The organism is Neisseria sicca 4320 (genome assembly GCF_000193735.1).
GTDB lineage: Bacteria > Pseudomonadota > Gammaproteobacteria > Burkholderiales > Neisseriaceae > Neisseria > Neisseria sicca_E.
In genome coordinates this window covers 20,420-46,059 of record NZ_AEPF01000092.1, presented here as the reverse complement: position 1 = coordinate 46,059, position 25,640 = coordinate 20,420, and the positions used below count along the sequence as shown (strand labels likewise).

The following is a 25,640-nucleotide window of genomic DNA, read 5'->3' as shown; positions in this document are numbered from 1 at the left end:
CACAAGGTCAGATATGCCTAAAATATTTCAGACGACCCCTCATCCTGCCAAAGGGTTGTCTGAAAACGCTGCCTGCGCCTGAAAAACGCAAAAATCTTGTCTTTGCCCAAACCTGATCCTTTTTTTCGTTTGCCTCACAAAAGGTTTACGGTATCATGCAGACCTGCTTCAGGATTGTTGACAACTTGGGGCGAAACGGACGAAGCCGGCCTGCTCGCCGCGCCGTCCGACACAACGGTATTCGACGGAGTAACCGCCGCAGAATGCCGTCATCTGTTCATTTTTCAATATAAGGTTTGTAATTATGGAAGAAACATTGTCTGCACTGGTGGGCGCAGTCAATCTGATTCTGTGGGATTACATGCTGATTTATGCCCTTTTGGGCATCGGCCTGTTTTTCACACTCTATCTGGGCGCGCCGCAGATTACTAAATTGGGGGCGGGGTTCAAATCCGTTTTCGGCGGTTTGTTTTCCAAAAAAGACAAAGACGATAAATCTTTGTCGCAATTCCAAGCACTCGCCGTTGCCGTCTCCGCGCAAATCGGTACGGGCAACGTCGCCGGCGTGGCAACCGCCATTACCGCAGGCGGGCCGGGCGCGATTTTTTGGATGTGGCTTTCCGCCGTTTTGGGGATGTCCACGATTTTTGCCGAAGCCCTGCTTGCGCAAAAATACCGCGTCGTCAGCCACGGCAAATACATCGGCGGTCCCGCGTTCTACATCACGCATGGTCTGACCCCGAAAATCGGGCGCGGGGCGGCACGTTTCTTATCGGGCTTCTTCTCTATCGCCCTGATTATCGCGCTGGGCTTTATCGGTAACGCCACGCAGGCAAACTCCATCGCCTCCTCCGTTACCATCGCCTTTAACGTACCGGCATTGGCAGTAGGCATCGTCCTCGCCGTCCTCGCGGGCATGATTATCGTCGGCGGCGTCAACCGCATCGCCAACATCGCCCAATTCGTCGTGCCGTTTATGGCGATTATCTATATCTTGTGTGCCGTCGTTATCCTGTTCAAATTCTCCGACCACATCATACCGATGTTCAACCACATCTTTACCGCCGCCTTCAACCCTGAAGCCGTTTTAGGCGGCGCAGCGGGTATCGGTATGCGCGAAGCCGTCCGTTTCGGCGTGGCACGCGGGCTGTTTTCCAACGAAGCGGGTATGGGTTCGACACCGCACGCACACGCTACCGCCGACGTAAACCACCCCGTTCAACAAGGCTTGGCGGCATTTATCGGCGTATTCATCGACACCATCTTGGTCTGCACTGCCACCGCGCTGATTATCCTCCTGACCGATGCCAACCTTGCCGGCGAACAAGGCGCGGCGGTGACCCAATTCGCCTTCAGCAAAGCCTTCCCCGGCTTCGGCTCGCAACTGCTCGCCGTCTGCCTGACCTTCTTCGCCTTCACCACCATCATCGGCTGGTATTACTTCGGCGAGTCCAACATCCGCTTCCTCTTCAGAGGCAAACACTTGGGCATCTACCGCGCGCTCGTGCTGCTGGCTATCGTGTTGGGCACGTTGGGTAAGGTCGATTTGGTTTGGAGCCTGTCGGATATGTTCAACGGCTTCATGGTCATTCCCAACTTAATCGCCCTATTCCTCTTGCGCAAAGAAATCCGCGCCGTTTACGACGATTATCTGGCGCAGAAAAAAGCAGGCAAAGACTTGTCCTACCAATATGAATTCCACGAATTCCACGACAAGGCTTAATCCGCAATCGTGAAAAGGTCGTCTGAAAAGTTTTCAGACGACCTTTTTTTTAAATTCCGGACATTTATCTCGTTTTCAACCAAGCAAACCAGACCAATACGACGACGAAACAAAAATAAGCGATACTCCAAACCGGCAGCGCGATACCCAAAAAATAATCCGGTACGGCGCAATTGCCGAAGCCGCGCACGATGGGTTCGAACCAGTCAAACAACGGCCAGTCCTTCAGGCGGAACGTCCACGGTGCGCCGCAGGAAGGTGCTGTACCCGGCGGCAGGCTTTGCAGCCACAACTGATAAGCCGCCGTCCCTATCCCGTACACCGCAGGCACGCTGATAAGCAAAGCGGAAAATGTCCGCCCCACTTTAGAAGACTGACGGAAAAATACCGCCAACAAAGCCGCCACGCCTACCGCCAATACGCACAAACGCTGCACGATGCACAATACGCAGGGATTCATCCCTAAAACATATTGCGAAACAAACGAACCGCAGGCAGCCAATACGGACAAAACGAGCAGAAACAAGGCTGTTTTTCTAAAAAAATTCATAATATCAGAGCTCTTTGCAAATTTCAGACGACCTCTTCATGCCGTCGATCAGCGTCTATTTTACTACAAAACCAATCTCATCCCGAAAAGCCCTGCCCATTCGCTGAAATTCTAAAAAAGTACCCACGCCGCCATTTCTGTTCAGGCGGCAATCCGCAATAATCGCTGAATCTTGCCGAAATCAGAAGCCCGGACTCACCCCTATACAGGAATGATGAAAATATTTTCTATTTTAACCTGCTATAAAATGTACCGAATCAAAACTTCTCGCGCATACTTTACGCCACACCCCGATACTTCTTCAGACGACATTTCCACAATTTCGTATAAAAAACAGGATTCAGCCGTGCAAAACAGATGGAACTGTGGCATAATCCGCCCGTCTTCACAAAAAGGCTTCAGGAGTTTGAACGGGTTCGCGCTCGTCAAACTTGTCCGAACCGAATAACGGTTCTTTTATTTTTCGGAGTTATCCATCATGGCATTGACCGTAGAACAAAAAGCACAAATTGTTAAAGATTTCCAACGTAAAGAAGGCGATACCGGCTCTTCTGAAGTGCAAGTCGCTCTGTTGACTTTCCGCATCAACGACCTGACTCCCCACTTCAAAGCCAACCCTAAAGACCACCACAGCCGTCGCGGCCTGTTGAAAATGGTCAGCCAACGTCGCCGTCTGTTGTCTTACTTGCGCCGTACCCAACCTGATACATACCGCAACCTGATCACCCGCTTGGGTCTGCGCAAATAATTTATGCTTTACCGGACACCGCTTGCAAAAGCGGTGTTTTTTATAGAAAAGGTCGTCTGAAAACGTATTAACGTATTGGTAAAGTTTTCAGACGACCTTTCTCTTAAGCTTACGAGAGATTTAATCTATCCGTATATATTCCACCGACAAAATCTCAATCTCCTCGCGCCCTTCCGGTGTATTTAAAACGACTTCGTCCCCTTCTCTCGCTTTAATCAGACAACGCGCCAACGGGGAAATCCAAGAAATTTTGTTTTGCGCGGTATCGATTTCATCGACGCCGACGATTTTGACGGTTTGCTCGCGCCCGTCGCCGCGCAACAGTCCGACGGTTGCGCCGAAAAAAACTTGGTCGGTCGCTTCGCGCAATTCGGGATCGACGACGACGGCGGCTTCCAAACGTTTGGTCAGAAAACGGATGCGGCGGTCGATTTCGCGCATACGGCGTTTTCCGTAAAGATAGTCGCCGTTTTCGCTGCGGTCGCCGTTGCTTGCCGCCCAGTTGACGATTTGGACGATTTCGGGACGTTCTTTATTGACCAGTTGATACAGCTCGTCTTTCAACGCCTGCCAACCAACGGGCGTAATGTAGTTTTTGGTTTCGGTACTCATGATATATATCTGATTATTTGGGATATACGGCAGTTTCAACAAAACTTCGAACTGCTGCATTGAAATGACTGATTCTACCGTCCTTAAGACGGAAGGTTCAAGCTGTCCATCTTGATTGCAAAACCCTATCCATCGGCTTGAAAATGCCGCAAAGGTCGTCTGAAAACCTACGATGCCCGTTTTCAGACGACCTTTATTGATTAAGTATTCGAATTTTAAGCTTTTTTTAAAAATTCCATTCAGCGCCCAACGACCATTGGCGGCTGCTGCGTCGTGCATAAGGTGCATTGCTGCGGATGCGGCTGTATCCGTAATTCAAGGTCGGCGTGATGCCTTTATAGGACAATTTATCATGACTGAGACTGACGGAGAGGGAGCGCTCGCGGTTGCGTTGCGGCTCCGTACCAAATGCCATAATGCCTTTATAGCGACGGTTGGCAAATGAAGCGGTCAGGCGGCTGTTCAGCCCGCCCAAAAACGGCCATTGCTGTATCCAGCCTATATTGAACCCGTTGCGGCGGTAGGCGGCATTGTTGACGGCATTGCGTATGTTTTTGTTTTCAGGAACAAAGCGGTTGTATTGCCAACCACCGAACAGGGTCGTTCTGCCGAAACGGCGCGCCAGGGAGAGATAGGTACTGTCGTGCCAACCGTCGTTGCGCAGCGCACGATCAGTTTCCCGATAGTTTTGGCGATAGCGTTCCAGCGAGTAATAAAGTTGTGTCGCGTTGCCGAGATTGACCATATGCGAAAGCTGTACGCCAACCCCGTGTGCCAGCATATAAGGCGCGGCGCGGCGGTTGTTTTCTTTTTTGCTGTCAAACTCGCTGCTGCCCGCCAACTGTGCCTGATAAAACGGTAAAACGCTGACGGTTTGTTTGCCGTCTTTGCGCTGCCAGCCCAAATAAGCCCTGCCGAACGCATCATCGTAAGCCGATTGGCGGTCGAAAAAATAGCTCGTTCCGCTGAGGTTGGCGCGGAATTTGACGGCGTGATGCCCGTACAACGAGGTAAGTTTTTCGGTGTTCAATTCGTAATTCAAGCCGTTGGCACTGACGGGCAAAGTAACGCTGCATGCGGTTTGCCCCCTTGTTTCGATGCAATAACGCGGAGCAGCGTTGTTGGCGTTATCGCTATGCACGGGACTGATTCCACCAGACCATTTCCATTCTGTCTGCCGCTTGACGGCTTCTTGAAAGCGTTTGACGTTTTCCAAAACGGGGGCAGGTATATCGCGTTGCGCGGCATGGCGGAAATGCGCCGCCGCCTCGCCCAAACGATAATCCTGAAACTCTGCCGCCGCAAAATCCAACAATATGCGGTCGTCTGAAACGTCGGATTCATAAAGGGTACGATAACGTTCGACCGCTTCGGAAGTCCGCCCTTTCAACTTTGCCAGCAAAGCATCGGCACGTGCAATCAGCTTGGGATTGTGGTTAGGCTGTTTGCGGTAAAGTGCGGCAAGCGAAGAAACCAAATCTGCGGCTATTGCCGTTAAGTGCTTGAATCAGCGCGTCCTCAAGAATACGCGGGTTTGCCGCTAAAAAATCATCGCCGACCACAGTCGGTTCGCCGACATTCTCATTCTTTTCAGACGACCTTTCTTCTTCGGACAAAATATCCAGCCATTGTTTTTGCTGCACTTGTACGGCAGCATCCTGAGAAGGCGCATCCTGCCGGACACCACCTTCGGTCAATTGAGCCAAGACTGCGGAAGGCAACAGGCAACATAACGATGCCGAAACCATTTTTTGTTTTATTCTTAACATTCAAAATCATCCGAAATATATGTGTGTATATCACAGGGGTAGCCAAATGCAAACCGCCATGCCCTACTGATTCCCCCAGTCAGGGATTTACAGCCGTCAAAGGTCGTCTGAAAATTTTCAGACGACCTTATTTTTGCGTAAAAGCAACAGATTCGCATTAAGATGCAGCATTATAGAGGCAAATTTCCAAGACAAACATAACTGATTTATTTTTATGGCCTTATAAATTATTCAAATATTATTCAACAGTAGATTCATGGGATTAATCAAGCCAACCGACCGAACTCGCATAAATATATCTTGCAAATCCAAAGCGATAGCTTGATGCACACTATCACCCAATTTTCCCTGCCGGCAACGAAGTAGCGGCATCGAATCAGACATTCAGATTAAATTCCAACTCAATATCATTCATTTATTTACTACCTAATATTCACTCTAAAAACTATTAAAATTATTAAAAACCATTTGGGTATTGCCAAAACATTATAATTATTACACAATATTTGAAAAAAATTAGTAATAATTATCATTATTTAAGAAAATATATACCAATTAAGTGAGATTTGTTATGAAAATCAAAGTACCCGCAATTTCTGTGGCAGCAACCCTTATTCTGACTGCATGCGCAGGAGGAGGCGCATCCGAACCGAAAGTCCCCGTTGCCATACCTACGGCGCAGCCTATCGCCAATGTCAAGCTGAGTGATGAGAGCAATGCAATAAAGACCATCAACACCCTTTCCGGTAAAGGCGGCAGCCTGCATGAAGCGGTGCTCGAAGTGAAAACATCATGGGGCAGCTACCCTGATAAACAATATGTCTATCAAACCCCTTCCGGCAACTATTACAACATCAGCTCATATTCCGACCCGATTGTCCCCTCCTACTCCAGTCCGTCTTATGCCCTGCGTACCCGCCACGAAGGCCAGCCTTTGTCTGAAGGCGGCAAACTGTTTGTCTGTTGCAGCAATTCCGGACAATTCATCAACGCCCCTGCAACCAAACAGGACCACCTCAAATTCGGCGCATGGATAAGTGCAGACGGCACGGCAGACCTATTTGTCGGCGGCAAACCTGTTGGCACGGCGAAACCGTCTTATTACACTCCGTCAGACAGTACAGTGGCAAAAGGCAAGACCACATACGAAGTTTGGGCAGTCCGCGTCCGCAACGGCAATTTCGTTACCTCTACCTACGAGCCCAAAAAATCCTTTGAGTCGTCTGAAAAAACTGCTCCTAAGCTTTCACTGCTGACAGCCAATTTCAACACCAACAAACTCGGCGGCACGATTTTAGGTAATGCGGATTACGGTCCGGATGTTGTAATGAAAGATGTAGGCATCAACGGCGTTGATTTCTCAGGCACTGCCGAATCCGACGGTAAAAACGGTAAAGTCGAAGGAAAATTCTTCGGTCAGTTTAACGGCGGCCATAAAACAGAAGTCAGCATAGGCGGCAAAGTAACCTTCGATGCCGATAAATCGTTGGATACCGTATTCGGCGGCGTAGAAAATTCATCAGACCGCAATACGACGGATACAAGTTTGACACCTGTCAGCAAATAACCGTACGTCAAACATCCCAATAAACCGATAATCAATACATCCGAGAGGCAAAAAATGTCCTTCCCCTTCAAACCCGTACTGCTGGCAGCCATTGTCAGCCAAACTTTCCCTGCCTTCGCTGCCGACCCCGTACCACAAGCCTATCAGGACTTGAATGAAGTCAAAGTCATCGGCGGCCGCAAAGTCCAAAAACTCGGTGTAGAGAAAGTCCGCCGTCAGGCATTGGATAAACAAATGGTCTCTGACGAAAGCGACTTGGTGCGCTACGATCCGGGCATCAGCGTCGTTGAAGGCGGACGCTCAGGTTCTAACGGTTTTACCATACGCGGCGTCGATAAAGACCGTGTCGCCATCAACGTGGACGGACTGGCGCAAGCAGAAAGCAGGTCGTCTGAAGCGTTCCAAGAGTTGTTCGGCGCACACGGCAACTTCAATGCAAACCGCAACACTTCCGAACCTGAAAATTTCTCGGAAGTAACCATCACCAAAGGCGCGGACTCGCTCAAATCCGGCAGCGGCGCATTGGGCGGTGCCGTCAACTACAAAACCAAATCCGCAAGCGACTATGTCTCCGAAGAAAAACCCTACCACTTAGGCATTAAAGGCGGCTATATCGGACGCAACAGCCAAAAATTCAGCAGCATAACCGCCGCAGGAACTTGGTTGGGGCTGGATGCATTGATGGTTTATACCCGCCGTTTCGGTAAAGAAACCAAAAACAACAGCGACGCTGCCGATACCGTCATCACCGACAACAAACAAAGCTGGAACCCGAATGCCGGCATAACCAACTACGGTAGCCGTGGTGTGGCTCGTAGTAAACCTGATCCTCAAGACTGGGAAAATAAAAGCACTCTGTTTAAACTGGGTTACAACTTTAACGATCAAAACCGTATCGGCTGGATTTACGAAGATTCACGCACCGACCGCACGACGACCGAATTATCCAATATGTGGGCGGCAAACTGGAAAGGCGAGGCATTGGGCGATACCCGTTCCCGTCAAGATATTTCCTACCGCAAACGCATCGGTTTCGAATACAAAAACCAACTTGACAAAGGACCATGGGACAGCCTGAACCTGCGTTACGACCGTCAAACCATCGACATGAGCACTTGGACTTGGGACTTGCCGACCGATTACGCCAAAAACGGTATCAATAGCGACGTATATCATATGTTTCGCAATATCCGTCAAAAAATATCCAATTTGGTGCCGATGCCGAAAAACAAATCGACTTCTCCAAATTGGTATGGGCTATGCAATACGGATTGGGCGGTTCTAAAAACGACAACGGTAATAGCGACCATAGCTATTGGGTACGCCTATATGACCCGAAATACCAAACGTCCAACAGCCAAGAATTGGCAATGCTGGTCGAAAGCTCGTCCAAAAACCGTTTTGCCTACTGGAACAACACCTTCCAATTCGGCGACAGCAGCCAATACCGCCTCAATGCCGGGGTTCGCTACGACAGCAGCAGCAGCAAAGCCAAGGACAACCCCAACTATACCCCTGCCATCCGCGGTCAAATCCCCTATCTTGGCAGCGAGCGTAAACACAGCGGCTTCAGCTACGGCTTAGGATTAGACTGGAAATTCACTCCACATTTGAATCTTCTGGCGAAATACAGTACAGCCTTCCGCGCGCCGACTTCGGACGAAACCTGGCTATTGTTCCCGCATCCTGACTTCTACCTTAAAGCCAACCCCAACCTGAAGGCAGAAACCGCCAAAAACTTCGAGCTGGGACTTGCCGGCAGCGGCAAAGCAGGAAACTTTAAATTCTCCGGCTTCCAAACCCGCTACCGCAACTTTATCGAACTGACCTACATGGGCGTCTCTTCCAAGAATGCCAACAGCCCTAATTATGCGCCGCTTTCCGACGGTACTGAATTGGTCAGCTCGCCCGTTTGGCAAAACCAAAACCGCTCCTCAGCATGGGTGAAAGGTTTGGAATTTAACGGCACATGGAACCTCGACAGCATCGGTTTGCCGCAAGGCACGCACGCAGGTGTCAACCTTAGTTATATCAAAGGTAAAGCCAAACAGATCAACGGACAAGAAACCCCGATTAACGCCCTTTCCCCGTGGTCTGCCGTTTACAATCTGGGCTACGACGCTCCTTCCAAACGCTGGGGCATCAATGCATACCTGACCCACACCGCAGCTAAAAAACCGTCTGACACCGTTCACAGCAGTGATGATTTGAACAACCCATGGCCATTTGCCAAGCACAGCAAAGCCTATACGCTTTTCGACCTGACAGGCTACGTCAACTTGGGCAAATACTTCACCCTGCGTGCCGGTGCGTACAACATCGGCAACAAAAAATACTATACTTGGGAATCGCTGCGCAGCATCCGCGAATTCGGCATAGTCAACCGCGTCGACAATAAAACCCATGCCGGTATAGAACGCTTCACCTCTCCGGGCAGAAGCTACAACTTCACGCTTGAAGCCAAGTTCTAAAAGCGTTTGAAGTAATAAGAAAGGTCGTCTGAAACTTGAAATTCAAGTTTCAGACGACCTTTTTCTATTGATATACAACAATCGGCAGGCGAAATCCTCAACAAACGTTTATGGAATGAAACAACAAATATAGTGGATTAACAAAAATCAGGACAAGGCGACGAAGCCGCAGACAGTACAGATAGTACGGAACCGATTCACTTGGTGCTTCAGCACCTTAGAGAATCGTTCTCTTTGAGCTAAGGCAAGGCAACGCCGTACTGGTTTAAAGTTAATCCACTATAATGAACAAGACGCAGGCTGAAGCTAATGCAACACTGTACGTCCGCGCAATCGAAACCCTTGCAGGTCGTCTGAATATGGGAATCCGTGATTTTGACGCGGCATACGGCGGCTTGAACGTGGTCGGTGAGAGCCTGATTGACGACGGCGTATTGAATCAAGCATTGGCAAGCAACCCGCCGCACGGATGGGTGCATAGCGAAAACCCGCAGGATGCGGCGGATTTGTGGAACGGCACAAGCAATGCACATGCTATTTTCACGGAAATGACTGGAAGCAAGACAGAAAATGCGTTTCCCGAACTACACGGATATTCATATTCAATCGACCGTTCAGCGGTTAAGCATATTAAAAATCAGCATGGTAACGCCCAAACAGAAGCGAACCGTGGGCAGGTTGCCATTACGGAAAAAGACATCCAAAAGATAGGCGACATTTTGCGTGATTATGATGATGTTGCATATGAAGATATACCGGGGACAAACAACAGACGCTTTGCATTTGCAAAACAGTTTGACGATGGACTGATTGTGTATCTTGCCGACAGCAGCAAAAAACGGCGCGATTTACGCACCGTTTCTATGTGGAAGTATCCCCAATCAGCCAATGCCCAAGACGTGTTACAACACGCCGTGTCCCTAGCCCTAACGCCCGAAGCGGAAGGGGGCATATCCCACAACTCAAATTCTACCCCCAACGCCGACACCAATCAAGACATACTGTATCAAGGCGGCGCAGACCGTGGAATGTTCAGCCGTGAGCATAACCTGATTGCCCTGTTGAAAAACGCCGACGCATCTACATTCGTTCACGAACTGGGGCATTTCTTCCTTGAAACAAATACCCGCATCGCCCGCGACCTGACCGCCAAGCCTGCCGAGAACCTGACCGGGCAGGAACGGCAATTCCTGTCCGACGTTCAGACGACCTTGGATTGGTTCGGTGTGAAAGACCTTACCGCATGGGACGCAATGAGCCTGAACGAGCAGCGCGAGAACTACGAAAAATGGGCGCGCGGTTTTGAAGCCTACCTGTACGAAGGCAAAGCGCCAAGCGAAGAATTGCGCGGGGTGTTCCGCCGTTTCCGTTCATGGCTGAAACAGGTCTATCAATCCCTGAAAAACCTGAACGTAGAATTGACCGATGAAGTCCGCAGCGTGTTTGACCGAATGTTTGCCGGCGACGAGCAGATTCAGCAAACCCAATACATCAACGGCATGACCCCGTTGTCTGATATAGTGGATTAAATTTAAATCAGGACAAGGCGACGAAGCCGCAGACAGTACAAATAGTACGGCAAGGCGAGGCAACGCCGTACTGGTTTAAATTTAATCCACTATAATAAGGCGTAAGCGAGCATGAACCAAGCTAAGCTGCCCTACCTCTTTCGGGCAACTCCCCATTAAGTTTCTTCTATCTTCCAAAAGAAAAGGTCGTCTGAAAATTTTCAGACGACCTTTTACATGGTATTCAAGCTAGGATTTATTTATCGCGGCTGAATACGATTTTGGTTGCTTGGATGGCTACGCAGATTGCACCGCCGATGAAGATCAAGTCGGCTGCCGTGCGTACCCAACGCAGGGTGTCGAGGATTTCCATTTGCAGGAATTCTTCGCTACGGGCATACCACAGACCATGAGTAATGGCCGCGTGTGCTTGAATGGCGCCGACCGGCAGCAGGCTGACGGCAATCATGCCGACCAAGCCGCCGTTGAGCAGCCAGAAGCCCCAAGTCATCATTTTTTCGTCGAATTGTGCGTTTGGTTTCAGGTAGCGGGCAACCAGCAATACGAAGCCCAGTGCCAAGAAGCCGTACACACCGAACAAGGCTGCGTGTGCGTGAACTGCGGTAGTGTTCAGACCTTGGATGTAGAACAGGGAAATCGGCGGGTTAATCAGGAAGCCGAATACGCCGGCACCGATCATGTTCCAGAAGGCAACTGCTACGAAGCACATCAGCGGCCAACGCAGGCGTTTCGCCCAGTCGGAATTGTGCTGGTAAGACCAGTGCTCGTAAGCCTCGCGACCCAGCAACACCAGCGGTACCACTTCCAAAGCGGAGAAGCAGGCGCCGATTGCCATAGAGGCTGACGTAGAACCTGTGAAGTACAGGTGGTGCAGCGTACCCGGTACACCGCCCAACATATAAATGGCACCGGCAGCCAGAGTGGATGCGGTAGCGGTACTTCGGCGGACAAAACCCATATTGTAGAAAATGAAGGCAAAAGCTGCGGTGGCAAACACTTCGAAGAAGCCTTCTACCCACAGGTGAACTACCCACCAGCGCCAATATTCCATGACGGCAATCGGAGATTTCTCGCCGTAGAACAGACCGGGCGCGTAGAACACACCGACACCTACCACAGAGGATACAAACATCGCCAACAGGTTTTTATCCACACCTTTTTCTTTGAAGGCAGATACTGTGCAACGCAGCATCAGGAACAGCCACAACAGCAGGCCGACCATCAGCAGAATTTGCCAGAAACGTCCCAAATCGAGGTATTCGTAACCTTGATGTCCGAACCAGAAGTTCATCTCAGGCGGAATGATGTGTGTCAGGGCAAGGAAGTTGCCTGCGTAAGAACCGCCGACGACAATAAACAGAGCGATGTAGAGCAGGTTTACGCCTTCGCGTTGGAACTTGGGATCTTTGCCGCCGTTAACAATCGGAGCCAAAAACAGACCTGCCGTCAGGAAGCCGGTTGCAATCCAGAAGATGGCGGATTGGATGTGCCAAGTACGGGTCAATGCGTAAGGGAACCAGTCGGACATTTCAAAGCCCAGTGCTTCGTCGATGCCGTAGAAACCTTGACCTTCGACGGTGTAGTGTGCAGTCAGACCGCCCAGCAACACTTGTACCACAAACAGGGCGACTGTCAAAAAGACGTATTTGCCCAGTGCTTTTTGGGAAGGAGTCAGTTGAATTTTGGAAATCGGATCTTCAGTCGGAACTTCTACGACTTCGTGCTTGGTCAGGAATGAATAACCCCACATCAAAAAGCCGATACCCATCACCAGCAAGACTATACTGGTAAACGACCACATGTAGTTTTCAGTAGTCGGCACGTTGTTGATCAGAGGCTCGTGCGGCCAGTTGTTGGTGTAGGTGAAAGTTTCGTCAGGACGGTTGGTCGAAGCAGACCACGAAGTCCAGAAGAAGAAGTTGAACAGTTTTTCACGCGCTTCTTTACTTGGCAATGTGTTGTTTTTCATTGCGAAATGTTCGCGTGTCGCCTGAAGTGCAGGATCATCGCCGTATACGCCGTGGTAGTAAGGCAAGATGCTCTCAATGGCCTTGGCACGGGTATCGCTGATGACGACGCTGCCGTCTTCTTTAATCCGGCTTTGGTTGCGGTATTCGTCGGCAAGGCGGGTTTTCAATACGGCTTGTTCTTCAGGAGAAATCTCGTCGAATTTTTTGCCGTAAGTCTCTTGCGCGGTCAAATCCAGCCATGCGGCAAGCTCGCGGTGCAGCCAGTCGGCTGTCCAGTCCGGAGCTTGGTATGCGCCGTGTCCCAATACGGAACCGACTTCCATACCGCCGGTGGTTTGCCAGGCTGATTGACCTGCCAAAATATCGTCTTTGGTCATCAACTGCGTGCCTGATGCCGAAACGACTCTATCAGGGTAAGGCGGGGCTTTTTTATAAACCTCACTGCCCATGTACCCGAGAATGGTAAAGCAGACTATCAAGACGGCAAACAGCGTATACCATAACTTCTTGTACTGTCCCATTTCAGAACTCCTTATTTTGGTAAAAAGTGGTTGCTTATAAATTCATACTATATGAATGTTAAAGATTGTAGCACTCTTTTCAGGCAAAAGAAATATTCTCTTAACAACAATCTTTAAAAAACAGAGATATAGATAATAGTAATTCCTATTATCAAAAATACAAAAGCATTTTTGAAAATAACAGGATAAAACATGTAAATAATAATAGACGATTTGATGTAGTTTTTCCTAATCATTAAGTATTAAAATGGGGAGTAAAGGTTCATCTTCAATGAATTAATTGATTTGGGTCAAGATATGGCAGTAAATCCGCCTACATAATCCTACAAAAGTTCACGAGAAATGCTTTCAGACGAGATAAATACAGACATTTAGAAAGTGCTAAAAGTGGCTATACCGCATATAACAGAGTTTGAGAAATTACCCTAACCTTCTTAGATAATCAACTAAAGGAAATGACAACTATGAAACGCCAAGCTTTAGCTGCAATCATTGCTTCAGTTTTTGCTTTAGCCGCTTGTGGTGAACAAGCCGCCCAAAAACCTGTCGAGCAAACCGCTTCCGCACCTGTAACTGCAACTGCTGAAGCTCCCGCTTCCAACAATGACAAAGCTGCTGCCGACACTCCTGCAGCCGATCTGCCTGTTATTGATGCGGTAACCACTCACGCTCCTGAAGTTCCGCCTGCCATCGACCGCGACCATCCTGCACGCGTACGCGTGAAAATGGAAACCATCGAAAAAACCATGAAAATGGACGATGGCGTTGAATACCACTACTGGACATTTGACGGCGACGTTCCGGGCCGCATGATCCGTGTACGCGAAGGCGATACCGTAGATATCGAATTCTCTAACAACCCGTCTTCTACCGTACCGCACAACGTTGACTTCCACGCAGCTACCGGTCAAGGCGGTGGTGCAGAAGCCAGCTTCACTGCTCCGGGCCGTACTTCTACATTCAGCTTCAAAGCCCTGCAACCCGGTCTGTACATCTACCACTGTGCCGTTGCTCCTGTCGGTATGCACATCGCCAACGGTATGTACGGTCTGATCTTGGTTGAACCTAAAGAAGGTCTGCCTAAAGTGGACAAAGAGTTCTACATCGTACAAGGCGACTTCTACACCAAAGGTAAAAAAGGTGCGCAAGGCCTGCAACCGTTCGATATGGACAAAGCCATCGCCGAACAACCTGAATACGTTGTATTTAACGGTCACGTAGGTGCTATCGCCGGCGACAACGCCCTGAAAGCCAAAGCAGGCGAAACCGTCCGTATGTACGTGGGTAACGGTGGTCCGAATCTCGTTTCTTCCTTCCACGTTATCGGTGAGATCTTCGACAAAGTCTACGTAGAAGGCGGCAAACTGATCAACGAAAACGTACAAAGTACCTTGATTCCTGCCGGTGGCGCAGCGATTGTTGAATTCAAAGTCGATATCCCTGCAAGCTACACCTTAGTTGACCACTCTATCTTCCGTGCATTCAACAAAGGCGCATTGGGTCAATTGAAAGTAGAGGGCGCAGAAAACCCTGAAATCATGACCAAAAAACTGGAAGACAAAGCCTATGTAGGCAGCGGTGCAGCTTCAGCCCCTGCCGCTTCTGCTCCGGCTGATTCAGCAGCAGCGCCTGCTTCCGCAGCATCTGCAGGTAAATAAAGGCGACAACTAATCTAGCCATCTCGGCATAGAAACAGGAAAAAGCCACTGCTGTTCCGGCTGATGCAAGGACAACAGTGGCTTTCTTCCACGACCAATCGAAAGATTGGTTTTTCAGACGACCTCTCAAGCATCAAAGGTCGTCTGAAAAACCGGTTTCAAGCATTCACGAACCCGACAAGCCAAAAGCACAATAATCAGACGGCTTCTAAGGATTTTTATCCGGTTTCGCTATATAATCAAAGCCTAATAATCCCCGTATTCAGATTAGAAAGCCCGTTATGAAACTCATACCACTCATCGCCCTATTTACCCTTGTCGCAAGCGGCAGTGCGGCGGCGGCCGAAATGGCAAAAGTTGAAGGCGGCAGCTACCGCCCGCTCTATCTGAAAAAAGAGACCAACCTCATCAAAGTCAAACCTTTCCAAATCGACAAGTATCCCGTTACCAATGCCGAATTTGCAGAGTTTGTCAGAAAACATCCCCAGTGGCAAAAAGGTAAAGTCAGTTCCAAACAAGCCGAACCTGCCTACCTGAAACATTGGGTTAAAACCGGCAGCAACAGCTACGCGCCCAAACCCAACGAACTGAAACATCCGGTAACCAACGTATCTTGGTTTGCCGCTAACGCCTACTGCACTTCACAAGGCAAACGCCTGCCGACCATAGACCAGTGGGAATTTGCCGGACTCGCCTCCGCTACTCAGAAAAACGGTTCTGCCGAACCCGGCTACAACCGCACCATTCTTGACTGGTATGCAGACGGCGGCAGAAACGGCTTGCACGATGTCGGCAAGAGCAAACCCAACTACTGGGGCATTTACGATATGCACGGCCTGATTTGGGAATGGACGGAAGACTTCAACAGCAGCCTGCTGTCGTCAGGCAATGCCGATACGCAAATGTTTTGCAGCGGCGCATCCGTGGGTTCCAGCGATCCATCAAATTACGCCGCCTTCCTGCGCTACGGCATACGCACCAGCCTGCAATCGAAATACGTCCTGCACAACTTGGGCTTCCGTTGCGCCTCGAAATAACCGGTTTCATCACCAAAGCAGCTTTGGCGGTACTGAAAGGTATCGCCTTTTTTTTGTGTTTGAGGTTAATTTGAAAATAGCGAATGGACAAAACCTCGTGCCTAACAAATTTAGCATGACAAAGTTTCTAACGGACTGAATATTCCAAGCAACTGGTCTGTCTCTCTACCTCTTCCTAATTTTAATTAATAATATAGTGGATTAAATTTAATCCAGTACGGCGTTGCCTCGCCTTGCCGTACTATTTGTACTGTCTGCGGCTTCGTCGCCTTGTCCTGATTTAAATTTAATCCACTATAAATATGCCCGCAAACCAAAAGGTCGTCTGAATGTTTTTCAGACGACCTTTATTCATATTCATGTCTATCAAGCGGACTGTATCGGGATGATACGGTTTTGACTGCGTTTGGCACCGCCTTCACAATAGTTGGTTTTGACGTATTCTTCGACAATTTCCAAGAATTCGGTGGCGATGTTTTCGCCTTTTAAAGTCACTTTACGCTCCCCGTCAACGTAAACCGGTGCAACAGGGGTTTCGCCAGTTCCGGGCAGGCTGATGCCGATGTCTGCCAGTTTGCTTTCGCCCGGCCCGTTAACAACGCAGCCCATAACGGCGACGTTTAAAGATTCCACACCGGGGTAAACAGTGCGCCATACGGTCATTTTTTGGCGCAGGTAATTTTGTACGTCTTGGGCAAGCTCTTGGAAGACTGTGCTGGTGGTGCGTCCGCAACCGGGGCAGGCGGTAACCATAGGGGTAAATGAACGCAGCCCCATAGTTTGTAGAATTTCCTGACCGACGATCACTTCTTGAGTACGCGAGCTGCCGGGTTCGGGGGTAAGAGAAATGCGGATCGTGTCGCCGATACCTTCTTGGAGCAACACTGCCAAGGCGGCGGTAGAGGCGACAATGCCTTTGCTGCCCATGCCTGCTTCCGTCAAGCCTAAGTGGAGCGGATATTGGCAACGGCTGCCCAGCTCGCGGTAAACTTGAATCAAATCCTGAACGGCGCTGACTTTGCACGACAAGATGATTTTGTCTTCGGGCAAACCTAACAAAACGGCTTTTTCAGCAGATTCCAGCGCCGAGATAATCAAGGCTTCTTTCATGACTTCTTCGGGTGGCTTCGGAGAAGAGGACGCTAAATTGGCATCCATCATGCGCTTGGCGAGGCTTTGGTCAAGCGAACCCCAATTAACGCCGATGCGGACAGCTTTATTGTTTTCGGCGGCAGTCCGAATCATATAGGCAAATTTTTCATCGCCTTTTGCACCTTTGCCGACGTTGCCGGGGTTAATACGGTATTTGGACAAGGCTTTGCCGCACTCGGGAAATTCTGCCAACAGGCGTTCGCCGTTGAAATGGAAGTCGCCAATCAACGGGGTGGTGTAACCCATGTCGTCCAAACGCTGGCGGATTTCGGCAACTTTGGATGCGGCTTCGGGACTGTTGACGGTAATACGCACCATTTCTGAGCCTGCATCGCTCAATTCTTTGACTTGCAGAGCGGTCGCTTCTGCATCGGCGGTGTCGGTATTGGTCATGGACTGAACGACAACGGGTGCGTCTGAACCGACGATGAGATGATCGATTTGTACTTGATGGGTTCGGCGGCGTTTGGGTGTGTTCATCTTTATTTTTTTCCTGCTACAAATGAAGCGGATTTTTCACCGGCGGCGCGGTATTCTGCCAGATTGATGGTTGTCCCGCCATAATTGGCTTGAGCACCTGCGGCAATGCCGATCCAGACGTTGTAAGGCGCTCCGCCTTTAAAGCGTTTTTCGCTGCCTGCGGGAATGATTCGGCTGAAAATCATGGTACCTTTCTTATCGGTAATAATTAGATTGCTTCGGTATTGAACTTTGATCCAAAGCTCGTCTGAATCGACTTTGACTTCAGGTTCGAATGCTGCTGATTCTGACGCTGCAACGCTGGAAGCTGCTTTTTCAACATTGGAGACTTCTTGTTTGCCGTTTTCCGCCATATTGGAAACGGCAACATTTTCTTTTTTCAAGTCCGGCGTCTGCATACTGTTGCGCACGGCATCGCTGTTTTGCGCGACTTGTTGTTCGTTTTCATGATTGGACTTGCTTTGCCAAACATAAATACCGCCACCAAGTAGGATGAGCGCTGCCACGCCCAAAACCCATTTGGGAAAGCCGACTTTTTCACCATCTTGGTAGTTGAATCCGGTATTTTGTTTGCGATCAACCAGATAGACATGGTCTTCTTCCGGAGCAGAAATGGCTTTCAGACGACCTGTAATGCTTGCTTCATCGATTTTCAACAGACGGGCATAAGAACGCAGATAGCCCATAACGAAGACCAATCCTGAAAAGAAAGAATAGTCTCCTTTTTCAAGCGCTTCAATTTGTTCGGCAGACAGTTTTAATCGTCGCGCTACTTCGTCAATATCCCAACCTGATTTTTGTCTGAGTTGTCCCAGCTCATCACCCAATGATTTGGCAGCTTGAATGTCGTATTCGTTTTTCTTTTGATTTTCCATGTGCTTACTTACCTGTGGTTACTGCCTGCAATTGTTCCGAATAGGGGAAGTTTGCCCTTAACTGGGCTTCGTATTCGTAGGCTGCCTGGCTATTGCCCAAAGCGGTCGCCAATTTCCAGCCCAGCAGCAAATCATCTGCCTGCAAGACATCGACTTTGCTTTGGTATTGGCGGAAATAATAATCCGCTTCGTTTAAATTGCCTGCCAGCATTTTGGTTCTTGCCAATTCTTTAAACGCAGGCGGGAATTGGGGTTGCGCAGCCAAAGAGCGTTCGAGATAAGCTTCTGCCAGCGAATATTGACCCATTCTCGCACTGCAAATGCCCTTGTTGAGGTTGGCGATAAATGGGGAAGGATAAGTCGGATCAGACAGGGCTTTGTCAAAATAACTGATGGACTGGGCAGGATTGTTCATCTCGCTGCACAAGAACCAGCCGTAGTTATTATTGATTTCCGCATTGTCAGGTTTCAAGGATAGGGCTTTTTGGAAGCTTTCTTGTGCTTTTTCGCGCACTTTGAGATATTGATAGATTTGTGCGCGAACCAGCCATGCATCTTCATTGCTACTGTCCGCTTTCAATGCTTCTTCAATGCTTACGGTTGCTTGACGGTAATCGCCCCCGCGCATGTATTCGATAGCCAACTGGGTTTTGATATTGGCGACCTGTGTCGCACGTTCCGCTCTGCTTGGACCTTTCGGACCGGCGCATGCGCCCAAAACCAAAGTTAAAATAATGGGTTGCCAAATGTTCAGTTTCATAATCAGCTCTGTTGTTCGACCAAAATCTGCTGCCATTTTTGTTGGCGGCGTGTTTTATCTTGTACTTGTCCTGCCAATTGACCGCAAGCTGCGTCAATATCCTCGCCACGCGTTTTGCGTACGGTTACCACGAATCCTGCCTGCTGCAAAATATCGCGGAAAACGCGGATATTTTCATTGCTAGAGCGTTCGTAGCCGGAATTTGGGAAGGGATTGAACGGAATCAGATTGAATTTGCACGGTACGTCTTTTACCAGCTCAATCAGTTCGCGCGCATGCTGCGCCTTATCATTGACCCCGTCTAGCATAACATATTCAAAAGTAATGAAATCTCTTGGTGCTTTGACCAAATAGCGTTGACATGCCGCCATCAACTCTTTCAACGGATATTTTTTATTCAGCGGAACGATTTGATCGCGTACTTCGTCATTGGAAGCATGAAGGGATACTGCCAGTGCGACAGGCATCGCATCACGCAGCCTGTCCATTTGCGGCACCATACCCGATGTGGAAACGGTAACGCGACGGCGGCTTAGACCGTAGCCATGATCGTCCAGCATGATGCTCAGCGCAGTGACGACATTATCAAAGTTCGCCATCGGCTCGCCCATGCCCATCATCACTACATTGGAGACCACACGTTCGTTTTTCGGCGTAACGCCCATCGCTTTGTTTGCCCACCACAATTGTCCGATGATTTCGGCAGCAGTCAGATTACGGTTGAAACCTTGGCGGCCGGTAGAACAGAAGGTGCATTCCAATGCGCAGCCGACTTGCGAGGAAATACACAATGTACCGCGTTCTGCCTCGGGGATAAACACAGTTTCTACGCCGTTGCCCGTTCCTACATCCAGCAGCCATTTGCGCGTACCATCGGCGGACTCTTGCGCCATCATCAGTTTGGGCACATCCACGCTTGCCTGCTCGTTGAGTTTCAGGCGCAGGGATTTTGCCAAATCGGTCATTTCATCGAAACTTTGTGCACCGGCTTGGTGGATCCAGCGCATGACTTGTTTGGCGCGGAACGGTTTTTCGCCGATCTCGGCAAAATGATGAGTCAGTCCGTTTAAATCATAATTCAGCAGATTGGTTTTCATGTGGTTTATTTCTTGGTAAAGCTTTTGAATAAAGGCAGCCGTTGGTTATAAGTCTTGTGACTCTGATGGAGAAGGGAGCTTCGCAACAGTCTGGAAAATTTCCCCAATCCTTTTTTAGCAAACAGCTTTTATTCTCAGGCTTCTTCTATCATATTTTCAGACGACCCCATTTTAGAAAGGTCGTCTGAAAACAGATTGAGACAAACAATATCGACAAAACCGTCCAAACGCCCGAACCGGTCGGACGCTCGAACGGCATTTATCGTTAACGCGGGCAGATTTCGCTTTGGCTGAAGAAGTAGGCAATCTCGATTGCTGCGTTTTCCAGACTATCAGAGCCGTGTACGGCGTTTACGCTGAGAGATTCGGCAAAATCCGCACGTATCGTACCAGGCGCGGCTTCGGCAGGGTTAGTCGCGCCCATTAACTCACGGTTTTTTGCAACAGCATTTTCACCTTCCAGCACCTGAATCATGACGGGACCGCCAGTCATAAAGGCAACCAAACTGTCGTAAAAAGGACGCTCTTTATGCACAGCATAAAACTCTTGGGCTTCGCGCACGCTGAGGTGCTTCATTTTGGCGGCGACAATACGCAGTCCGTTGTCTTCAAAACGGCTGTAAATTTTGCCGATTACATTTTTACCTACAGCATCGGGTTTAACGATGGAGATCGTGCGCTCAATAGCCATATTATGTCCTTGTTTTTATTGCGTTGTGCAATAGTCTGAGTTTGAGGAAAATGAACCGCTATTTTAGCAAATTTCAGTTTGCTTTGGGAAAAGCCGCACTTTTTTCTTCGCCTTAACCTTATTTTTTCAACGTCAGATGCGGCTGTTCCAAATAAACTTCCGATTGCATTTCCACCATACGGCTGGCAGTGCGGGTAAATTCTTCGGCAAAATCGCCCTCGACATAAATATCGTTTACGCCTACTGCGCTGGTGGCACAGAGTTTCACTCGGAAATCGTACAATACGTCAATCAGCCAAGTAAGGCGGCGCGCTTCGGCTTTTTCCTGCGGTGTCAGACGTTCCAATCCTGATACGAACACCATTTCATAATGTTCAGCCAAATAGAGGTAATCGGCTTGCGAACGCGGTCCAAAGCATAAAGCGCGGAAATCGAACCAAATGGCACGGTTGGATTGGGCCTTATGCGGAATTTCGCGCCCGTGTATCACGCTCATGCCGGGATTCAATTCGGCAATTCCCGCCATTTCTTTAAATAAAGCAGCCAATTTTTGCTCGTTTTCTTCATTGTTGGGAACGAAGAAAATCTCGGCAGGACGTAAAGTGCGCAGACGGTAGTCTTCTCCGCCATCAACATTTAAGACGGTCAGGCTGGATTCAATCAGCGCAATGGTCGGCAGAAAACTGCTTCTGTTTTGACCTTGAGGGTAAAGTTCAGACGGGGCATAGTTGGAAGTCGCCACCAAAACCACGCCTTCGCTCAACAAGTTTTCCAGCAGACGTCCAAGAATCATCGCATCTGCGATGTCGCTGACGTGGAATTCGTCAAAACACAATACGCGTGTTTCTTTGGCGATTTCAGTTGCTACTGCTTTTAAAGGATTGGCTTCGCTTTTCAAGTCTTTCAGACGTTTATGGATTTCCGCCATAAAAGCATGAAAGTGGACGCGGCGTTTGCGGCGGTATGGCAAGCAGCCAAAAAAAGCGTCCATCAAAAAACTTTTGCCGCGACCCACGCCGCCATAAAAATACAAACCTTTCGGCACTTGGGGAGAGCGCAGGCTGCGTCCTAGAAAACGGTTACGTTTGCGTTTGAACATCATCAGTTCCGTCCACAAACGATCCAAATATTCAATCGCGCGCACTTGTGCTTCATCTCGGATGAAATTCGGCTGTTCGGCAGCCGCCTGATACCAAGTCAGCGGGCTGTGGTTTTCAAACGGAGGGGCGACAAACAGTTGACCTCTATCACTCATATCTGACCTTTATTATGTTTTTGGGTTTGACAATTATAGTGGATTAACTTTAAACCAGTACGGCGTTGCCTCGCCTTGCCGTACTATCTGTACTGTCTGCGGCTTCGTCGCCTTGTCCTGATTTAAAGTTAATCCACTATACGTTTTATCAACGGGCAATCACTAAAAGAAACGTATTATAGATGATTTCAGACGACCCTATGAATTTTCCATTACAAATTCCACCCAAATTCCGAAAACAATAGCGAACCATATTTTCAGACAACAAAAAACGCCGCATTTCTGCGGCGTTCGATTACTCAGGTTTAGTTGGCATTTTCTTGTAAAGCCAAGTCCACACGTTCGCGCAATTCTTTGCCGGGCTTGAAGTGAGGAACGTGTTTTTCAGGCACTTCCACACGTTCGCCGGTTTTGGGGTTGCGACCGATACGGGCCGGGCGATGGTTCAAATCGAAGCTGCCGAAGCCACGGATTTCAATACGCTGACCGCGAGCCAGCGAGCGGGTCATGGTATCAACCAAAACCTTTACGCTGTATTCAACGTCTTTTGCCAGCAATTGGTTACCGTTTTTCTCGGCAAAAACTTCTGCCAAACGAACCATTAATTCAGACTTCGTCATGTCTGCAACCTTATTCTTGGTCGCCGGACAGTTTGGCTTTCAGCAAGTCACCGAGGCTGGTAGTACCGGCGCTGGCGGTTGCAGCAGCGTTGACTGAATTCAGGGCTTCGCGGTTTTCTTTAGCGTCTTTAGCTTTAACAGACAGGCGGATGCTGCGGTTTTTGCGGTCGACGGTTACAATAACGGCTTCAACCTCATCACCTTCTTTCAGTTTGGTGGTCAGGTCTTCAACGCGGTCGGCTGCGAATTCTGAAGCAGGCAGGTAGCCTTCTACTTCGTCAGACAGGGCAACAACGGCACCTTTGGCGTCAACAGATTTCACAGAACCTTTAACCAAAGAACCTTTGTCGTTTACGCTGATGAAGTTACCGAAAGGATCGCCTTCCAGTTGTTTGATACCCAAAGAGATGCGCTCTTTGTCAACGTCGATTGCCAATACAACGGCTTCAACTTCTTCGCCTTTTTTGTATTTGCGTACAGCTTCTTCGCCGGCTTCAGTCCAAGACAGGTCAGACAGGTGAACCAGACCGTCGATACCGCCGGGCAGACCTACGAATACGCCGAAGTCGGTGATGGATTTAACCGCACCGGAGATTTTGTCGCCTTTGTTGTGGTTGGCGGCAAATTCTTCCCAAGGATTGGCTTGGCATTGTTTCATACCCAAAGAGATACGGCGGCGGTCTTCGTCGATTTCCAGAATCATGACTTCGACTTCATCACCCAATTGTACGACTTTACTTGGGTGTACGTTTTTATTGGTCCAGTCCATTTCGGAAACGTGTACCAAACCCTCGATACCTTGTTCGATTTCAACGAACGCACCGTAGTCGGTCAGGTTGGATACTTTACCGAACAGGCGGGTACCTTGTGGGTAACGACGGGTCAGGCCGCTCCAAGGATCTTCGCCCAGTTGTTTCATACCCAGAGAAACGCGTTGTTTGTCTTGGTCGAATTTCAGGACTTTGGCTTCAACTTCTTGACCGACTTCCAAAACTTCGCTCGGGTGTTTCACACGGCGCCATGCCAAGTCAGTGATGTGCAACAGGCCGTCGATGCCGCCCAAGTCAACGAATGCACCGTAGTCGGTGATGTTTTTAACGATACCTTTAATGATGGAGCCTTCTTGCAGGTTTTCCAGCAGGGCTTTGCGCTCTTCACCCAAAGTAGCTTCCAGAACGGCGCGGCGGGAAACCACGACGTTGTTGCGTTTTTTGTCCAGTTTGATGACTTTGAATTCGATTTCTTTGCCTTCAAAGTGGGAAGTGTCTTTAACGGGACGTACGTCAACCAAAGAACCCGGCAGGAATGCGCGGATGCTGTTGATCATAACGGTCAGGCCGCCTTTGACTTTGCCATTGATAACGCCGGACAGGATGTCGCCGTTTTCCATCGCTTCTTCCAAAGCGATCCAGTCGGCAGCACGTTTGGCTTTTTCGCGGGACAGTTTGGTTTCGCCGAAGCCGTTTTCAACAGATTCGATGGTAACGGTAACGAAATCGCCAACTTTAACTTCAATCTCGCCCTGAGCGTTTTTGAATTCAGCAACGTCAATCAGAGATTCTGATTTCAGACCTGCGTTTACAGTGACGAAGTTTTGATCAATGCCGACTACTTCGGCAGTAATCACTTCACCTGGGTTCATCTCTTGCAGGGTAAAGCTTTCTTCCAGCAGCTGGGCAAAATTTTCCATAGTCATATATACTCTTTTCGGTACACCGCCAAGGGGTGCGGGGTAGGTTGGAGAATGCCTGCCGCCCTTGGCACGGCAGGCTTTGAAAATAAATATTTCAGACGACCTTCGGATGCTCCAAAGGTCGTCTGAAACAAAACGCAGGGATTATACCCTAATTTTTAAACTTTATGATACCAATCAAGCACTTTTTTTTACAGCTTCTTCGATACTCAGCCCGCTCGTATCCAAAAGTTCGGCATCGGGGAGCCGCTTTAAGGGCGCGACACTGCGGCGGCGGTCTGCTTCATCGCGTGCTTCGATGTCCGACAAAATCCGTTCAAATTCCAAGCCTTCGCACGGAATGCCGATTTGTTTGGCGCGGCGTTCCGCCCGTATTTTTGCACCTGCAGTCAGGAAAACCTTCAACGCCGCATCAGGGAAAACAACCGAACCCATATCGCGCCCGTCAGCGACCAAACCTTTTTCCGTCAGAAAATCACGCTGCCGCTGCAAAAGCGCGGTACGCACTTTCGGCAACTGCGCCACCGCAGAAGCGCCCATGCCGATGGCTTCGCTGCGGATTTGTTCCGAAACGTCTTCATCATCCAAAAAGACCTGAGTGCCTTCAAAACGGGCAGGCAGATTTTCCGCAAATGCGGCAACCGCCTCTTCATCCTTCCATTCCACATCCCGTTTCTTCGCATACAGCGCGGTCAGGCGGTATAACGCGCCGGAGTCCAGATAATCAAATCCCAAAGCCTGAGCGACACTGGAAGCGACCGTCCCTTTTCCCGAGGCGCTGGGGCCGTCTATGGCGATGACTTTTTGTTTGGTATTCATATTTTGGCTTTCTGAAATAATGTAGAAGGTCGTCTGAAAACAG

At 49.2% G+C, this 25,640-nt stretch carries 19 protein-coding genes and 4 pseudogenes; 8 read left to right on the top strand and 15 right to left on the bottom strand.

Annotated features, from left to right (window positions below; translation table 11 throughout):
* Positions 1 to 304: 304 nt before the first annotated feature.
* A complete protein-coding gene (locus NSCA4_RS0108880) occupies positions 305 to 1,723 on the top strand; it encodes an alanine/glycine:cation symporter family protein (RefSeq protein WP_016687801.1) in 1,419 nt (472 codons plus the stop codon).
* Between the two features lie 64 nt (positions 1,724 to 1,787).
* Here the strand turns inward: NSCA4_RS0108880 and NSCA4_RS0108875 are convergent, their stop codons facing one another.
* Complete coding sequence (locus NSCA4_RS0108875; RefSeq protein WP_016687800.1) at positions 1,788 to 2,273, bottom strand: disulfide bond formation protein B; 486 nt, start codon at positions 2,271 to 2,273, stop codon at positions 1,788 to 1,790.
* A gap of 478 nt (positions 2,274 to 2,751) precedes the next feature.
* Here NSCA4_RS0108875 and rpsO point away from each other — a divergent pair, with 478 nt between their 5' ends.
* A complete protein-coding gene (gene rpsO, locus NSCA4_RS0108870; RefSeq protein WP_016687799.1) occupies positions 2,752 to 3,021 on the top strand; it encodes a 30S ribosomal protein S15 in 270 nt (89 codons plus the stop codon).
* Between the two features lie 120 nt (positions 3,022 to 3,141).
* Here the strand turns inward: rpsO and greB are convergent, their stop codons facing one another.
* The 3 genes from greB to NSCA4_RS16065 form a co-directional block, all read right to left on the bottom strand.
* On the bottom strand, positions 3,142 to 3,633 hold the full coding sequence (gene greB, locus NSCA4_RS0108865; protein WP_003779860.1) for a transcription elongation factor GreB: 492 nt from the start codon (positions 3,631 to 3,633) through the stop codon (positions 3,142 to 3,144).
* A 226-nt stretch (positions 3,634 to 3,859) separates the two neighbouring features.
* Positions 3,860 to 5,110 carry a surface lipoprotein assembly modifier gene (locus NSCA4_RS13010; protein WP_255265296.1) on the bottom strand — a complete coding sequence of 417 codons (1,251 nt, stop codon included), beginning with the start codon at positions 5,108 to 5,110 and terminating at the stop codon, positions 3,860 to 3,862.
* Positions 5,070 to 5,339, bottom strand: a complete 270-nt coding sequence (locus NSCA4_RS16065; protein WP_255265295.1) for a hypothetical protein — start codon at positions 5,337 to 5,339, stop codon at positions 5,070 to 5,072. Before NSCA4_RS16065 ends, NSCA4_RS13010 begins: the two co-directional genes overlap by 41 nt.
* Before the next feature lie 634 nt (positions 5,340 to 5,973).
* On the opposite strand from NSCA4_RS16065, the gene NSCA4_RS0108855 reads away from it, so the two are divergent.
* The 4 genes and pseudogenes from NSCA4_RS0108855 (at position 5,974) to NSCA4_RS0108845 (ending at position 10,969) form a co-directional block, all read left to right on the top strand.
* Positions 5,974 to 6,969 (top strand): Slam-dependent surface lipoprotein, encoded by a 996-nt coding sequence (locus NSCA4_RS0108855; RefSeq protein ID WP_016687797.1) that lies wholly within the window; start codon positions 5,974 to 5,976, stop codon positions 6,967 to 6,969.
* A 54-nt stretch (positions 6,970 to 7,023) separates the two neighbouring features.
* Positions 7,024 to 7,699: pseudogene (locus tag NSCA4_RS16370) on the top strand (TonB-dependent receptor plug domain-containing protein); the annotation flags it as partial.
* Positions 7,700 to 7,767: 68 nt separating this feature from the next.
* Positions 7,768 to 9,440: pseudogene (locus tag NSCA4_RS13005) on the top strand (TonB-dependent receptor domain-containing protein); the annotation flags it as partial.
* A gap of 284 nt (positions 9,441 to 9,724) precedes the next feature.
* Positions 9,725 to 10,969 (top strand): PBECR3 domain-containing polyvalent protein, encoded by a 1,245-nt coding sequence (locus tag NSCA4_RS0108845; RefSeq protein WP_016687796.1) that lies wholly within the window; start codon positions 9,725 to 9,727, stop codon positions 10,967 to 10,969.
* A gap of 235 nt (positions 10,970 to 11,204) precedes the next feature.
* Here NSCA4_RS0108845 and NSCA4_RS0108840 read toward each other — a convergent pair whose 3' ends face one another.
* Positions 11,205 to 13,460 carry a nitric-oxide reductase large subunit gene (locus NSCA4_RS0108840; RefSeq protein WP_016687795.1) on the bottom strand — a complete coding sequence of 752 codons (2,256 nt, stop codon included), beginning with the start codon at positions 13,458 to 13,460 and terminating at the stop codon, positions 11,205 to 11,207.
* 464 nt (positions 13,461 to 13,924) lie between these two features.
* Between NSCA4_RS0108840 and nirK the strand changes: the two genes are divergently transcribed.
* Both nirK and NSCA4_RS0108830 read left to right on the top strand, forming a co-directional pair.
* Positions 13,925 to 15,118 carry a copper-containing nitrite reductase gene (gene nirK / locus NSCA4_RS0108835; protein WP_016687794.1) on the top strand — a complete coding sequence of 398 codons (1,194 nt, stop codon included), beginning with the start codon at positions 13,925 to 13,927 and terminating at the stop codon, positions 15,116 to 15,118.
* Between the two features lie 281 nt (positions 15,119 to 15,399).
* Positions 15,400 to 16,155: a formylglycine-generating enzyme family protein gene (locus NSCA4_RS0108830; RefSeq protein ID WP_016687793.1), complete on the top strand. Its 756-nt coding sequence runs from the start codon at positions 15,400 to 15,402 to the stop codon at positions 16,153 to 16,155.
* A gap of 191 nt (positions 16,156 to 16,346) precedes the next feature.
* On the opposite strand, the pseudogene NSCA4_RS15135 reads toward NSCA4_RS0108830, so the two are convergent.
* The 10 genes and pseudogenes from NSCA4_RS15135 to cmk form a co-directional block, all read right to left on the bottom strand.
* Positions 16,347 to 16,454, bottom strand: a pseudogene (locus NSCA4_RS15135) (IS5/IS1182 family transposase); the annotation flags it as partial.
* A 67-nt stretch (positions 16,455 to 16,521) separates the two neighbouring features.
* Positions 16,522 to 17,787: a flavodoxin-dependent (E)-4-hydroxy-3-methylbut-2-enyl-diphosphate synthase gene (gene ispG / locus NSCA4_RS0108825; RefSeq protein ID WP_016687792.1), complete on the bottom strand. Its 1,266-nt coding sequence runs from the start codon at positions 17,785 to 17,787 to the stop codon at positions 16,522 to 16,524.
* 2 nt (positions 17,788 to 17,789) lie between these two features.
* On the bottom strand, positions 17,790 to 18,662 hold the full coding sequence (locus NSCA4_RS0108820; protein WP_016687791.1) for a helix-turn-helix domain-containing protein: 873 nt from the start codon (positions 18,660 to 18,662) through the stop codon (positions 17,790 to 17,792).
* 4 nt (positions 18,663 to 18,666) lie between these two features.
* Positions 18,667 to 19,422: a type IV pilus biogenesis/stability protein PilW gene (pilW, locus tag NSCA4_RS0108815; RefSeq protein ID WP_016687790.1), complete on the bottom strand. Its 756-nt coding sequence runs from the start codon at positions 19,420 to 19,422 to the stop codon at positions 18,667 to 18,669.
* A 2-nt stretch (positions 19,423 to 19,424) separates the two neighbouring features.
* A complete protein-coding gene (gene rlmN, locus NSCA4_RS0108810) occupies positions 19,425 to 20,519 on the bottom strand; it encodes a dual-specificity RNA methyltransferase RlmN (protein ID WP_016687789.1) in 1,095 nt (364 codons plus the stop codon).
* Positions 20,520 to 20,784: 265 nt separating this feature from the next.
* The gene (gene ndk, locus NSCA4_RS0108805) at positions 20,785 to 21,210 is read right to left on the bottom strand and encodes a nucleoside-diphosphate kinase (protein ID WP_016687788.1); all 426 of its coding nucleotides are present in this window, start codon (positions 21,208 to 21,210) and stop codon (positions 20,785 to 20,787) included.
* 118 nt (positions 21,211 to 21,328) lie between these two features.
* Entirely contained in the window at positions 21,329 to 22,465 is a 1,137-nt protein-coding gene (gene zapE, locus NSCA4_RS0108800; protein WP_016687787.1) for a cell division protein ZapE, read from the bottom strand.
* A 305-nt stretch (positions 22,466 to 22,770) separates the two neighbouring features.
* Positions 22,771 to 23,085: an integration host factor subunit beta gene (locus NSCA4_RS0108795; protein ID WP_003744632.1), complete on the bottom strand. Its 315-nt coding sequence runs from the start codon at positions 23,083 to 23,085 to the stop codon at positions 22,771 to 22,773.
* Between the two features lie 10 nt (positions 23,086 to 23,095).
* Positions 23,096 to 24,781, bottom strand: a complete 1,686-nt coding sequence (gene rpsA / locus NSCA4_RS0108790) for a 30S ribosomal protein S1 (RefSeq protein ID WP_003744633.1) — start codon at positions 24,779 to 24,781, stop codon at positions 23,096 to 23,098.
* 155 nt (positions 24,782 to 24,936) lie between these two features.
* Positions 24,937 to 25,597, bottom strand: a pseudogene (gene cmk / locus NSCA4_RS13000) ((d)CMP kinase).
* Positions 25,598 to 25,640 lie beyond the last annotated feature (43 nt).